This is a genomic window from Streptomyces viridifaciens (assembly GCF_001888885.2).
Taxonomy (GTDB): Bacteria; Actinomycetota; Actinomycetes; order Streptomycetales; family Streptomycetaceae; genus Kitasatospora; species Kitasatospora aureofaciens.
This window is the reverse complement of sequence record NZ_CP090841.1, coordinates 3,099,692-3,112,772: the sequence shown is the minus strand read 5'-3', so window position 1 is coordinate 3,112,772 and position 13,081 is coordinate 3,099,692. Positions and strand designations below refer to the sequence as shown.

The 13,081-nt window shown below is 72.3% G+C and carries 12 protein-coding genes; 6 read left to right on the top strand and 6 right to left on the bottom strand.

What is annotated here, in order from left to right:
• Positions 1-132 precede the first annotated feature (132 nt).
• Both BOQ63_RS20845 and BOQ63_RS20840 read left to right on the top strand, forming a co-directional pair.
• Positions 133-2,130, top strand: coding sequence for a 2-oxoacid:acceptor oxidoreductase subunit alpha (locus tag BOQ63_RS20845; protein ID WP_030286530.1), 1,998 nt, complete (start codon positions 133-135; stop codon positions 2,128-2,130).
• Between the two features lie 32 nt (positions 2,131-2,162).
• Positions 2,163-3,233, top strand: coding sequence for a 2-oxoacid:ferredoxin oxidoreductase subunit beta (locus tag BOQ63_RS20840; protein ID WP_030286528.1), 1,071 nt, complete (start codon positions 2,163-2,165; stop codon positions 3,231-3,233).
• Positions 3,234-3,327: 94 nt separating this feature from the next.
• Here the strand turns inward: BOQ63_RS20840 and BOQ63_RS20835 are convergent, their stop codons facing one another.
• The 3 genes from BOQ63_RS20835 to BOQ63_RS20825 form a co-directional block, all read right to left on the bottom strand.
• Complete coding sequence (locus BOQ63_RS20835; protein ID WP_072654773.1) at positions 3,328-3,708, bottom strand: VOC family protein; 381 nt, start codon at positions 3,706-3,708, stop codon at positions 3,328-3,330.
• A 161-nt stretch (positions 3,709-3,869) separates the two neighbouring features.
• Positions 3,870-5,537, bottom strand: coding sequence for an LCP family protein (locus BOQ63_RS20830; RefSeq protein WP_051747024.1), 1,668 nt, complete (start codon positions 5,535-5,537; stop codon positions 3,870-3,872).
• A complete protein-coding gene (locus tag BOQ63_RS20825) occupies positions 5,530-5,883 on the bottom strand; it encodes a DUF6542 domain-containing protein (RefSeq protein ID WP_143174755.1) in 354 nt (117 codons plus the stop codon). The genes BOQ63_RS20830 and BOQ63_RS20825 overlap by 8 nt, the downstream gene beginning before the upstream one ends.
• Before the next feature lie 416 nt (positions 5,884-6,299).
• Here BOQ63_RS20825 and BOQ63_RS20820 point away from each other — a divergent pair, with 416 nt between their 5' ends.
• Complete coding sequence (locus BOQ63_RS20820) at positions 6,300-6,953, top strand: TetR/AcrR family transcriptional regulator (protein WP_072654772.1); 654 nt, start codon at positions 6,300-6,302, stop codon at positions 6,951-6,953.
• A gap of 73 nt (positions 6,954-7,026) precedes the next feature.
• Here the strand turns inward: BOQ63_RS20820 and BOQ63_RS20815 are convergent, their stop codons facing one another.
• The gene (locus BOQ63_RS20815) at positions 7,027-7,746 is read right to left on the bottom strand and encodes a hypothetical protein (RefSeq protein WP_051747022.1); all 720 of its coding nucleotides are present in this window, start codon (positions 7,744-7,746) and stop codon (positions 7,027-7,029) included.
• 294 nt (positions 7,747-8,040) lie between these two features.
• Here BOQ63_RS20815 and BOQ63_RS20810 point away from each other — a divergent pair, with 294 nt between their 5' ends.
• A complete protein-coding gene (locus BOQ63_RS20810; protein ID WP_072654769.1) occupies positions 8,041-8,490 on the top strand; it encodes a hypothetical protein in 450 nt (149 codons plus the stop codon).
• Positions 8,491-8,612: 122 nt separating this feature from the next.
• Complete coding sequence (locus BOQ63_RS20805; RefSeq protein ID WP_030552363.1) at positions 8,613-9,728, top strand: alpha/beta hydrolase; 1,116 nt, start codon at positions 8,613-8,615, stop codon at positions 9,726-9,728.
• A 234-nt stretch (positions 9,729-9,962) separates the two neighbouring features.
• On the opposite strand, the gene BOQ63_RS20800 is transcribed toward BOQ63_RS20805, so the two are convergent.
• Positions 9,963-10,682: a chitinase gene (locus BOQ63_RS20800; RefSeq protein ID WP_107048788.1), complete on the bottom strand. Its 720-nt coding sequence runs from the start codon at positions 10,680-10,682 to the stop codon at positions 9,963-9,965.
• A gap of 231 nt (positions 10,683-10,913) precedes the next feature.
• On the opposite strand from BOQ63_RS20800, the gene BOQ63_RS20795 reads away from it, so the two are divergent.
• Positions 10,914-12,830 (top strand): tetratricopeptide repeat protein, encoded by a 1,917-nt coding sequence (locus BOQ63_RS20795; RefSeq protein ID WP_072654768.1) that lies wholly within the window; start codon positions 10,914-10,916, stop codon positions 12,828-12,830.
• 35 nt (positions 12,831-12,865) lie between these two features.
• Here the strand turns inward: BOQ63_RS20795 and BOQ63_RS20790 are convergent, their stop codons facing one another.
• Positions 12,866-13,063, bottom strand: coding sequence for a DUF6011 domain-containing protein (locus BOQ63_RS20790; RefSeq protein ID WP_030286508.1), 198 nt, complete (start codon positions 13,061-13,063; stop codon positions 12,866-12,868).
• Positions 13,064-13,081: the final 18 nt, after the last annotated feature.

Below are 13,081 nucleotides of genomic sequence, written 5' to 3'. Positions count from 1 at the left end.
CGGGCGGGTGGAATTTCCTGCCGGAGTTCCGACCGGGCTCGTGTGCGCGCGCATAGGATGCGAGCGGTGCACCAGGCGGACGGGGCACGGGGCCGCGCCCGCGGTGGTGTGCCCACGAGGAGGTCCGCGGCAGTGACCAGTCAGGTCGATCAGTCAGAGGCAGTGGACGGATCGGACGGCGACGGGGGTCGCACCGGCAGCGGTGCGCAGCGCCCCGGAGCAGCCGGCCCCGCCGGTCCGCACGCCCCGGGCAGCCCGCCGCCCGGCGGTGCCAAGCCCGTCCGCAGACTCGACCGGGTGATCATCCGGTTCGCCGGCGACTCCGGTGACGGGATGCAGCTCACCGGTGACCGGTTCACCTCGGAGACGGCCGCGTTCGGCAACGACCTCTCCACGCTGCCGAACTTTCCGGCCGAGATCCGGGCGCCGGCCGGCACGCTGCCGGGGGTCTCGTCCTTCCAACTGCACTTCGCCGACCACGACATCCTCACCCCGGGCGACGCCCCAAACGTGCTGGTGGCGATGAACCCGGCCGCACTGAAGGCGAACCTGCCCGATCTGCCGCGCGGCGCGGAGATCATCGTCAACACCGACGAGTTCACCAAGCGCGCGCTGGCGAAGGTCGGTTACCCGGCGGACCCGCTGGGCGACGGTTCGCTGGACGGCTTCCACCTGCACAAGGTGCCGCTCACCACGCTGACCCTGGAGGCGCTCAAGGACAGCGGGCTGGCCCGCAAGGACGCCGAGCGGGCGAAGAACATGTTCGCCCTGGGGCTGCTGTCCTGGATGTACCACCGGCCCACCCACGGCACCGAGGCCTTCCTGCGCGGCAAGTTCGCCAAGAGGCCGCAGATCGCCGAGGCGAACATCAGCGCCTTCCGGGCGGGCTGGAACTTCGGCGAGACCACCGAGGACTTCGCGGTCTCCTACGAGATCGCCCCGGCTGCCCTGCCTGCCGGGCGCTACCGCAACATCTCCGGCAACCTGGCGCTGGCCTACGGGCTGATCGCCGCCGCCCAGCGCTCGGGCCTGCCGCTCTACCTGGGCTCGTACCCGATCACCCCGGCCTCGGACATCCTGCACGAGCTGTCCAAGCACAAGAACTTCGGGGTGCGCACCTTCCAGGCAGAGGACGAGATCGCCGGCATCGGCGCGGCGCTCGGCGCGGCCTTCGGCGGGGCGCTCGGCGTGACCACCACCTCGGGGCCGGGCGTGGCGCTGAAGTCCGAGACGATCGGCCTGGCGGTGTCGCTGGAACTTCCGCTGCTGGTGGTGGACATCCAGCGCGGCGGCCCGTCCACCGGCCTGCCGACCAAGACCGAGCAGGCGGACCTGCTGCAGGCGATGTTCGGACGAAACGGCGAGGCGCCGGTGCCGGTCGTGGCCCCGGCCACGCCCGCCGAGTGCTTCGACGCGGCGCTGGAGGCGGCCCGGATCGCGGTGACCTACCGCACCCCGGTCTTCCTGCTCTCGGACGGCTACCTGGCGAACGGCTCGGAGCCGTGGCGGATTCCGGACATCGGTGAACTGCCGGAGATCGACCCGAAGTTCGCGACGGAGCCGAACCGCGAGGACGGCGCCTTCTGGCCGTACCTGCGGGACCCGCACACCCTGGCCCGGCCCTGGGCGGTGCCCGGCACGGCCGGCCTGGAGCACCGGATCGGCGGCATCGAGAAGCAGGACGGCACCGGGAGCATCTCCTACGACCCGGCCAACCACGACTTCATGGTCCGCACCCGGCAGGCCAAGGTCGACGGCATCACGGTCAGGCCGGTGGAGGTCGACGACCCGACCGGCGACGCCCGGGTCCTGGTGCTCGGCTGGGGTTCGACGTACGGCCCGATCACCGCGGCGGTGCGCCGGGTGCGCGCGGACGGCGGCGAGGTCGCCCAGGCGCACCTGCGCAACCTCAACCCGTTCCCGGCCAACCTGGGTGCGGTGCTGCGCAGTTACGAGAAGGTCATCGTGCCCGAGATGAACCTCGGGCAGCTCGCGCTGCTGCTGCGGGCGAAGTACCTGGTGGACGCGGAGTCCTACAACCAGGTGCGCGGACTGCCGTTCAAGGCGGCCCAGTTGGCGGACGTGCTGTGGGCGGCGATCGGCAGCCTGGACGAGGAGGACCACCGATGAGCGAGCGGAGCGAGCGACCCGTCGAGCGGCGCATGAGCGACGGTGACTCCGAGGAGCGCGGCTTCCCGTCGCTGCGACTGGTACCCAAGGCCGAGGCGCCGCAGAGCGCCCGGGACTTCAAGACGGACCAGGAGGTGCGCTGGTGCCCCGGCTGCGGGGACTACGCGATCCTGGCCGCGGTGCAGGGCTTCATGCCGGAGCTGGGCGTCAGGCGCGAGAACACCGTGTTCGTCTCCGGGATCGGATGCTCCTCGCGCTTCCCGTACTACATGAACACCTACGGGGTGCACTCGATCCACGGCCGGGCGCCGGCGATCGCCACCGGGCTGGCCTCCTCCCGGCGGGACCTGAGCGTGTGGGTGGTGACCGGCGACGGCGACGCGCTGTCGATCGGCGGCAACCACCTGATCCACGCGCTGCGGCGGAACGTCAATCTGAAGATCCTGCTGTTCAACAACCGGATCTACGGCCTCACCAAGGGCCAGTACTCACCGACCAGCGAGCTGGGCAAGATCACCAAGTCCACCCCGATGGGCTCGCTGGACGCGCCGTTCAACCCGCTGTCGCTGGCGATCGGCGCCGAGGCCTCCTTCGTCGCCCGGACCATCGACTCGGACCGCCAGCACCTCCAGTCGGTGCTGCGGGCCGCGGCCGAGCACGAGGGCACGGCGCTGGTGGAGATCTACCAGAACTGCAACATCTTCAACGACGGCGCCTTCGAGGTGCTGAAGGAGGCCGGCACCCGGGACGAGGCGCTGATCCGGCTGGAGCACGGTCAGCCGATCCGCTTCGGCGCGCAGGCGGCCAACGGCGTCTTCCGGGGCCCGGACGGCGAGCTGTTCACGGCGCCGGTCACGGCGGACAACGAGGCGCGGCTGCTGGTGCACGACGCCCACGCGGCCAGCCCCGCCACCGCCTTCGCGCTCTCCCGGATCGCCGACGCGGACACCCTGCACCACACGCCGATCGGCGTGCTGCGCGACGTCCGGCGGCCGGTCTACGACGAGTTGATGGAGAGCCAGCTGACCGCGGCCGTCGAGCAGCGCGGTCCGGGCGACCTGGCGACGCTGCTGGCGGGCAGCGACACCTGGACGGTGGACTGACCCACCCGGGCGGTGGGCCGACCGTCCGCCGCCGCGAGTTCGGCGCCCCCGTCCCGGTCTCCCGGGGCGGGGGCGCCCGCGTTCCGCGGAACGGCTACTGCTTCACCCACTCGACCAGCTCGACCACGACCCCGTTCGGGTCGGTGACCTGGAACAGCTTCTCGCCCCACGGCTCCTCGTGCAGCGGCAGGGTGATCGCGACCCCCTCCTCGCGCAGCCGGCGCTCCTCGGCGGCGATGTCCTCGACCACGAACGCCAGGACCACCCCGTCCGCGGTGCGGTGACGCTGCTCCTCGGGCAGCACCTCCAGGCCGCGCCGCAGGTAGACGACGTTGACCCCGCCGCCCGGGTGGGCGAGCGAGACGAAACCGTCGGCGGACATCTGCTCGGTGTAGCCGAAGTGCCGCCGGAGGAAGGCGGCGGAGCTCCCGGTGTCCTCGACGGTCAGGGAGACGGCGGTGTCGGTGATCTGCATGGCGGAGCCCTCTCGTCATGGCGCACGGTTATCCCGTACGCAGTACACTATACATAGTACGGGGAATTGCGCCAGAGGTGCCGGGCCCGGAACACCGGTGGGGGAAAGGCAGCGAGGGAGGCCCCCGGTGGGGGGCCTCCCTCGCTGCGGTGCCGGTCGCGTCAGAAGACGCAGGGGATGCCGCCGTCGGACTCGGCGTCGACGCCGGGGCCCTGCATCGGCAGGTTGGCGGCGGGGTCGCCGGTGGGGGCGGGGCCGCTGGGGGCGGCGGGCTTGTCGCCCGCGACGCCGGTGAAGCTGCTGCCGAGGGTGACCACGACGTGGTCCGCGGGGGTGGCGGCCGACTCGGTGGCGGTGACCCCGTAGCGGGCGGCTATCTGGTCGGCGGCGTCCTTGGCGCCCTTGCCGTAGGTGACCGTGGTGGCCTTGGGCTTGCCGGCGGCCGGGCCGGTCCTGCCCTCCTTGAACCCCATCGCGACCAGGGCCTTGGCCTCGGTGGCGGAGGAGACCCCGGCGGCCGAGGAGCCGTTGAACACCTCGACGGTGGCCGGGGCGACCGCCTTGGCCGGGGTGGTCGCGGTCGGCGAAGGGGCGGCGGCCTCGGTGGTCGGGGCGTCGGTGGCGCCGTCGGCCGGGGCGGCGGGAGCGGCGGCGTCGGCGTAGCCGAACACCTGCTTGACCACCTTCTGGATCTTCGACGGGGTGACCAGGTTCACGTCCTGGCCGTTCCTGGTGCCGAAGCCGTCGAAGGTCAGGGTGTTGAACTCGACATTGCCGCCGGTCAGGGCCGGGGCCTGCTGGGCGAAGTCCAGGACGTTCCACTCGTTGTCGATCACCAGGTCCTTCTGGACGACACCGAACAGGTCCTTGAGCTTGCCGATGTCGCTGATGATCCCGTCCTGCTTGAGCTTGTGCACGACGGAGGAGATGAAGGCCTGCTGGCGGTGGGTGCGGGCGAAGTCGCCGGTGTTGCCCTTGCCGTCGTCCAGGTTGTGGCGCTGGCGGACGAAGGCGAGCGCCTGGGAGGCGTTGAGGGTGTTGATGCCCTTCTTGAAGTCGGCGCCGGAGCCCTGGCCCTCCATGGCCGGGTCCTTGGTGTCGTGGGTCAGGCAGACCTGGATCGGCTCGACGGCCTTGGCGATGTCGTAGAAGCCCATCAGGTTGACCTCGGCGACGTGGTCGATGGGCTGGTCGACGAAGGTCTGGACGGTGCGGATCGTCGCCGCGCGGCCCTCGTCGCGGCCGGCCTTCTCCAGGTCGGCACCCTTGAGCCCCTTGGCCTTCGAGCCGCCGTTGAACTTCTCCTTGGCGATCCCGTACGCCTCCTTGATCTTGTGCATGCCCTGCTGGGAGCCGTCCCCGTTGAGGGTCATCACGTAGTCGTCGCGCGGGATGGAGATCGCCTGCACCTTGCCGCCGCCCGCCGGTATGTGCAGCAGGATCAGCGAGTTGGTGTTGTAGCCGCCGACGTCCGAGCTGTGGCCGGCGTGCAGTTCGTCCTGGACGAACTGCGGGGGCAGGTCGGAGCCGTCCATGTTCTTGCGGCTGTCCAGGCCGATCAGCAGCAGGTTGACCGAGTTGTCCAGGTGCTTGGGGGCGTCCTTCTTGGTCTGCGCGATGGCGTTGGAGGTGGTCATGCCGTCGGTGAGGGACGTGTACTCGTACCAGACCACGCCGCTGGCTGCGAACACCGTGAGGCCCACCGTGGTGGCCAGCACCCGGGTGGCGATCAGCAGCGGGGAGGGGCCGCGGCGGCCCGCCGGGGCGTCGTCCGTGCTCCTGCGGGCGGCGGGCCGACGGCCCCCCTGCTGCTCGCGGTCCTCAGCCATGCTGCTGCCCCCTCCGGTCCAGGACCACCCGGGCCACGATCACCACCGCGGCCGCGGCCGCGGCCTGCGCCATCACCGGGAAACCGTGCACCACCCACTTCGCGGAGCCGGTCGCCAAGGCGTTGCCCCGGTACTTCTCGGAGTTCGCCGAGAACTCGACCGCGGCCGTCACGCCGAGCACGACCAGCGGGGAGGCGGCGAGCACCCACCACCAGCCGCGGCGGGTGCTGAGCGCGGCCGCGAAGCCGGTGCCGAGCACCGCGCACACCGCGAAGACGACGCCCATGCCCGGCCCGGAGAACTCGTCGACCACCGCGCCGACCAGCGGCAGCCCGACGCCCACCACCCCGGGCAGGGCCGGCCCGCCGGAGAAGGGCCGCGCGGGGCCTGCGGGGCGGCCCGTCGCCCGCCGCCGTGAACCCTGATCGGACGACCGTCCTCGCTGCCCCGCCACTCGCTCACCCCCGGTGTTCCCGTGCTTCGCGCGCCGCTCGGCGCTGCGCCGGGTCAGCCGTGGAAGAGCGGTAGCGGCGCTGCCAGTACGGGACGCTGGTGTTCGGCCGGCCGGTTCCCGTTCTCGGTTTCCCGTCGCTGCTCGGGGGCGGGCACGTTTTCGGATTTGCTCTACAGAGGTGTAGAGATCGTACGCAGCATAGAGCACGCCTGTTCGGTGGCAAGTCCGATCGCGAACGGATCTGCATACACTACACCGAGCAGTTTCTGAGCGGTCGGCGAGGGCGCCGACGGAGAAGGAGGAGGGCCGTGGCCACCACAGGCGGAGCGGGGCGACCGGAGAAGCGCAAGGCGATCACCCGGGCCGCGACGACGGTCTTCGGGCGCGAGGGCTACGTCCGGGCCAGCATGGACGCGATCGCGGCCGAGGCCGGGGTGTCCAAGCGCACGGTCTACAACCACTTCGCCGACAAGGAGACCCTCTTCCTGTCGGTGGCGCTCCAGAACTCAGCCGAACTCACCGAACGCATCCGTGAGTTGATGGCGAAGTACCTCGACCGGGTGGTGGACCTGCGCCGCGACCTGACCGACTTCGCGGTCGAGCGGGCGAACGCCGTCCTCTCCGCGGGCGAGCACGGCGCGCTCGGCCGGGCCATCCGCGCCGAGGTGGCCAACATCCCGGTGGACGTGCTGGAGGCCTGGCTGGAGGCCGGTCCGGTGGCCTCCCAGCGGGACCTCGCGCAGCACTTCGCGGCGCTCAGCGGGCGCGGACTGCTGGCCGTCGAGGACGGGGAGCTGGCCGCCGAGCAGTTCACCCTGCTGACCTTCCACGGCGTGGCCGAGCGCTCCTTCTGGGGCGCGCTGCCGGTGGCCGCGGAGGAGGTCGAGCGGATCGCGACGGCGGGCGTGGACGCCTTCCTGCGGATCCACGGCGGGCCCGGGGCGGGCCGGCCGGCGGGCTGAGCGGCCGCCGTCGCGGAGAAGCGGCCGGTGGGCGGGGCGGCCTGACGCCGCCCCGCCCACCGGCCGTCCCGCGTCACTTCCAGTTGACGCCCTTGCCCAGGGTGTACGGATCGCCCCAGTACTCCGCGCCGGCCACCTTGGTCGCCGTCGGCGCCAGCGCCAGCACGCACGAGGTGATGGACTGGCCGTTGGTGAAGCCCTTCGGGAAGGACGGGTGCGGGCACTTGTCGAAGGTGCCGATCAGCATCACCTCGGAGGCCTCCGAGCCGTCCGGCAGCGTGCCCTTCACCTGGGTCAGGCTGGCGAAGGACAGGTCGGTGCTGCCGGTGTTGGTGACCTTGAACCGGACGTAGTACGGCACCATGCCGGTGACCTTGTCGCCCAGCTTGAGCGGGGCGAGGTCGGCCGGGTCGCCCTTGTCGATCGAGGTCACCGCGAGCGAGACGGTGCCCTTGGTGCTGCCCGAGCTGAACGGGACGGTCGCGGCGTCGCCGATCTTCAGGGTGGTCCCGGGCGCCGCGGTGGGGCCGGCCTGGGCCGGGGCCCCGCCGGTGGAGCCCGCGGTGGAACCGCCCGGGACGGCACCGGTGGCGTCGCCGCCCGGCGCGGCCGCCGAACCGGAGGCCGCCGCAGTGGTGGGCGCGCCGGTCGGCGCGGCCGGCGCCCGGGTGGCCGGCGGGGTGCTGGCGCTGTCGGACGACGCCGCGTCGTCGTTGCAGGCGGTCATGGTGAGCGCGCCCACCACGGCCAGGCCGGCCAGGGCCATGGTGCGACTGTTGCGGATGGTCTTCACGTGACGTCCCCCGTCAATGCGGACCGCCGTGGCGGCAGCCCTCCTGAGGGACGTTCATAGCGCAGTGGTCAACGCGCCCGCCACGATTTCGATCCCGTCTTGACGGCCCCGTGACGACTCCCTCGCAGGTCCGTGACAAGGGATGCCGAGTCGTGATCACACGTGCCCGAACCGTGTGCCACCTCGGCGGATCGGCCCAGGGACCTCGACGGCCACCGGCGCAGGGGGCCACCGGTCAGCATGGTGCGCCGCCCGTCTTCCGGCCCCCGCCTGCCGGTGTGACACCCTCCTCTCATGGACGGGTTCGAGCAGCGCATGGACAGCGCCTGGGAGTGGTGGGGCGCCGCGATCGAGGACTCCCAGGAGGGCCGGTGGATCCGCACCGACGACGAGCGCCGGATCATCGACGACATCGCCGCCGCGGCCGTCGGCTGCCCGCCCTCGCCCGATGAACTGCCGTGGCGCGCCCGGCTGGCCCGCATCGTCCGCTGGGCCGCCGTACTGCGGCTCGCTGCGGGGGCCGGCGGCTGGGAGCTGGCGCCCGTCGCCGGAGCGGCCCCGCCCCGGCCCGCGGGCATGGCGGCCCTGCTCTCCGCCGTGTACGCGGTCGGAGAGCAGGGTGAGATCTGGCTCCGCGGCCTCCCGGCGGACGGCCCGCCGCCGGTCGCCGAGGTCCTCAAGGCGGAGGCCTTCCTCTTCGGGCCGGGCTCCGTCGAGGACCTCCGCCAGTTCTTCTACGACTGACCGCGCCCGCCTCATGCTTTTTGTCGAGCCGTACGTCGCAGGAAGTCGGCCCGTCCGACTTCTGGCGACATACGCCGGGCCGGGGCGCAACCGAACAGCGGCTGCCGTCCGTATGAGCTGATGTGAAGCTCACCGGCACCCCGTTCCTCGTCCTCGCGATCCTCCTCGTCCCGCTCTCCATGGGCCTGCTGATGTACCTGTGGAACCGGGTGCGCGGCCCGCAGCCGGTGCGTTTCGGCAGTCGGCTGCTCATGGTGGCCTTCGCCCAACTCACCGCCGTCACCCTGGTGTTCGTGGTCGTCAACAACGACAACCAGCTGTACGGCAGTTGGGACGACCTGCTCGGCACCGGAAGCCACGTCCGCACCGTGCCCGTCCCTCCGCCGGCGGACGCGACGGCGGCCGCGAACGCGCCCGGCCAGCCCAAGGTGACCCAGCAGTTCACCTCGGTGGACGACAAGGCCGTGCCGAAGGACGTGAGGACGACCGAGCTGAAGGGCCGGGTCTCCGGGGTGGACGGCGAGGTGCTGGTCTGGACGCCGCCGCAGTACGACGACCCGGCGTACAAGGACAGGAAGTTCCCGGTGGTCGAGCTGCTCGTCGGCTTCCCCGGGTCGTCCAGCGCCTGGTTCGGCAGCATGAACGTCTCCAGGCAGCTGGCGCCGCTGATGAAGTCCGGGCAGGTCGCGCCGTTCATCCTGGTCTCGCCGCGCGTCGTGCTGCTCGAAGGGCACGTCGACACCGGCTGCGCGGACGTGCCGGGCAAGGTCAACGCCGAGACCTGGCTGGCACGGGACGTGCCGCAGATGGTGCTGGACAACTTCCGCGCCGAGCCGGGCCCCGAGCGCTGGGCGGTGGCCGGCTACTCGGCGGGCGGGCACTGCGCCGCCCGGCTCGCCCTGGCGCACCCGAACCGGTACCACGCCGGGGTGAGCCTGTCCGGGTACAACGACCCGATGGGCGAGTCGGACTCGCTCACCGCCAAGGACCCGCACCTGCGCGAGGTCTCCAACCCGGTCTACCTGCTCCAGCACGCGCAGACGCCGCCCGACGTCGCCCTGTACATGACCGGGAGGAAGGGCGACGGCTACGAGGACGCCCTGGCGCTCCAGAAGAATGCCAAGGCGCCGACGGCCGTCACCCCGGTGGAGGTCAACGGCCCGCACCTGACGTCCACCTGGGAGCCGCTCGTCCCGCAGGTGTTCACCTGGCTCACCCAGACCGTCGGGAAGGGCTGACCGTCACCGGCCGTCACCGCCGGGGCGGTTCGCAGCCGTCCGGCCCGCAGGCCTCCACCGCCTCGGCACCGAGCGGGACCAGCGGCGAGGGCACCCGGCTCTCCCGGGCCTGCTCAGTGCCCGGGTGAAGGTCTCGGCGGGCTGGGCGCCGGCCACCGGCCACTCCGAGCCGCTCACCGGTTGAGGGTCGCCACCGGCCGATCCGGCAGTACAGCCGCTCGCCCACCGCCGGGCTCAGCAGGAGATGTTGCCGCCGCCCACGTTCGTGCCCAGCACGCCGACGAACCTCTTGAACAGGTTGATCCGGTCGTTGCGCTCGTCCGGGTTCTTGCCGTTGCACTCGAGGTCGCCGTTGATGCTGCGGATGGTCTCGCCGAAGCCCTTGTTGTTGACGACGGCGTCGTGCGGGGTCATCGTCCCGGCGCCCTTCTGGCTGTCCCAGAACCAGAGGGCGGTCTTCCAGGCGACGGCCGGATCCTTCTCCACCTTGGCCGGGTCGTGCAGCAGGTCGATGTGCAGGGCGTCGCCCGCGGCCTTGTAGTTGAAGTTCCAGCTGATCTGGAGCGGCCCGCGCCCGTAGTACGCGCTCCTGCCCGCCGGGCAGCCGTACGGCTGGGTGGTGTCGCAGTAGTGGCCGTAGTTGGCGGTGTTCTGCTCGACGACGTACCTGAGGCCGCCGGTCTCGTGGCTGACGTTGGCGAGGAAGGCGGCCGCCTCGCGCTTGCGGGTGGCGCTGTCGCCGGTGGCGGCGAACTTGGGGTAGGCGCTCAGGGCGTCGGTGAGGCCCTTGTACGTGTAGAAGGGGTTCCGGTTCGGGAACATCTGGTTGAACTGGGCCTCGCTGACCACGAAGGAGCCTGCGGCGGACGCCGGGGTGGCCGTCGGTCCGGTGAGGGCGATGGTACTCAGGACGGCGGCCGAGGCGACTGCGGAGAGGGCGCGGGAGAACGTCATCATTCCTCGTCAGGAGTCGTAACTTGAGCGGTGCTTCGCTCTCGAAGCATCGGGGTTCATCGTGCTGGGCGGCGCCCGGGATCTGAACCTTTCCGAGGTCTAAACCACTCGTACGGGTTGTATCCGATCGAAGAACCGGGACAGCTCGGACCGCAGGGTGATCATCCACCAGTCCTACGCACCGGATAGCCTCGTCCGCGCACGAGCCGAGAGCGGACCGGGGGACAGGGCATGGCGCACACCGACGACGAGGGCGACGAGCGGCTGGCCGCCGAGGGCGAGGTGGCCGTGGCCCGGCTGGCGATCGACTCCGGGGACCTCGGCCACGCCGCCGACCACCTCTCCGACGCGATCATCGCCGCTCCCCAGCTGCCCGAACTGCACGAGGCACTGGCGGAGTTGTGCGCCGCCGTCGGCGGCCCCGCCGCGGCCCGCGACCTGTTCCCGCTGGACGGCGAGGTCTACCTCGGCACCGTCGTCTGCCGCGCCCACGTGGAGGCCGCAGCCGGGGACTGGGACACCGCCGTCGGCCTGCTCGCCTCGGCGATCCAGTACGAGCCGGCCCGCCCGTGGGCGCACACCGCCTGGCTGGCCCGCGAGGACCTGCCCGCCCTGGTGGACCCGGACGCCGTCGCCCAGGCGGTGGCCCGCGCCGCCGGTGCGCTGCCCGACCCGCTGCCCGCCGAACTGGTGGACACCGTAAGGCCCTTCGAACGTTTCGTGCGGGCTGTGACGGACCGCCACCCCGAGCACCCGCTGCTGCTGGCGATGGCCTCCGGCCTGACCCGCCGCTTCGGTGCCACCGCCCGCGCCGTCGAACTCGCCGAGCGGGCCCACCGGCTGGCTCCCGGCCACCTGCCCTCCGTGATGCTCGGCAACGCCCTGCGTGCCGACGGCTGCCCCGAGGAGGCGCTCACCGTCTGGGAGGCCGAACTCGCCCGGGTCGTGCCGGACGAGGGCAACTCCAGCAGCTACCTCGCCGTGGACGTCGCCGAGCTGTACGGCACCCTCGGCCGCCCCGCCGAGGGCCTGCCCTGGCTGGAGCGCGTCCTCGCCACCGAGCCCGACCACCCGAAGGCCGCCCCCGCCCTGCACGGGCTGCGCCACGCCGTCGACGGCGAAGCCGTCCACCTGCTCGCCCTCGCCGACCACCACCGCGACCACCCCGACCACGAGTACGCCCGGGACCTGCTGGAGCGGCTCAGCCACCGCGAGCCCTGGCTCGGCATGGTCCCCGGGACGTCCGAGGCAACCGTCAACCTGCTGCACCAGGTCCTGGCGGCGCCCGACACGGACCGAGACACCGAGATCGAGTGCGATGTCTCCACCGTCGAACCGCCCAGCTCACAGCTGGCCCTCCACCTCGCGTTGCCGCGCTGCACCGTCGTCTATCAGTCCATCGACAAACCCGACCCACGGCTCCCGCTGATCAAGACCTCCGCCGCGGTCTGGGCATGGGACGGCACCGACCCGAAGGCCGCCGTCGCGCCGCCCGCCCCGGAAAGCGCCGAACTCGTCCGCGCCACCGCCGAGATCGTGTGGCCGACCATCCCGGCCGCCTACGACCACGCCGTGCGCCTCGCCGGCCTGTCGCTCGACGACCTGCTCGGCGCCCTGGTCCATCCTCCGCTGCCCCGCGAGGACGACCTCGGCCGGGCCCTGCTCGCCCACCAGCCCGAACTGTGGGTGCGCGCCGTCCAGGCCTTCGCCTGCCTCGGCATCGCCCACCACCGCACCGATCAGCCGTGGCCGGAGTCGGACCGCCGCCGGGTGTTGCTCGACCTGCTACTGGGACCGGAGGACTGGGTCGCCGAGGCGGCCGGATTCGCGCTCGTCGCGATCGGCTGGACGCACCCGCAGGCCCGCGCCGACATCGCCACGCAGCTCCGGCGGCGGCTGCACTACAGCGTCGACGCCCGGCGGGTGCGCGTGGTGACGATCCTGCGCTCGGTCTGCCACCTGGTGCTCGCCGCGCCCTGGGTCACACCTGCCGACCGCGACCTCGCTCGGGCGGCCATCCGCGCGGAGGAGGCCGCTGACGGCCCGAAGTCCGGACCCCGGTCCGAACCCGAACCCCAGCCGGAGCCCGAACCGTCGCTCGAGCCGCGGCGCCCGGGATTCCTCGGGCGGCTTCTCGGCCGAGGCTGAGTCCGCGCAGCCGCCTTCCGCCCGCGCGTCCCGGCCTACACCCCCGGCAGCGTCTCCTGCTCCACCTCGAACCGCGCGACCCGCTCCGCCGGATCGCGGCACTCCGGCCCCAGCCGCAGCATCCGCGACTCCGGGTCGTGCAGCGGCCGGTGGCAGCGCCGACAGGTCACCCGGGGGCGGAGCGCCCGGGTGGTGTCCGTACCGGGCAGCGGCTCCGGCTCAGGGCTGGTCATGGGGAGACGGTAGCGGCC

Coding starts and splice junctions, on each gene's coding strand:
- BOQ63_RS20795 (WP_072654768.1), top strand. CDS start 10,914: ATGGCGCACACCGACGACGAGGGCGACGAGCGGCTGGCCGCCGAGGGC.
- BOQ63_RS20830 (WP_051747024.1), bottom strand. CDS start 5,537: ATGGCTGAGGACCGCGAGCAGCAGGGGGGCCGTCGGCCCGCCGCCCGC.
- BOQ63_RS20835 (WP_072654773.1), bottom strand. CDS start 3,708: ATGCAGATCACCGACACCGCCGTCTCCCTGACCGTCGAGGACACCGGG.
- BOQ63_RS20810 (WP_072654769.1), top strand. CDS start 8,041: ATGGACGGGTTCGAGCAGCGCATGGACAGCGCCTGGGAGTGGTGGGGC.
- BOQ63_RS20800 (WP_107048788.1), bottom strand. CDS start 10,682: ATGACGTTCTCCCGCGCCCTCTCCGCAGTCGCCTCGGCCGCCGTCCTG.
- BOQ63_RS20790 (WP_030286508.1), bottom strand. CDS start 13,063: ATGACCAGCCCTGAGCCGGAGCCGCTGCCCGGTACGGACACCACCCGG.
- BOQ63_RS20840 (WP_030286528.1), top strand. CDS start 2,163: ATGAGCGACGGTGACTCCGAGGAGCGCGGCTTCCCGTCGCTGCGACTG.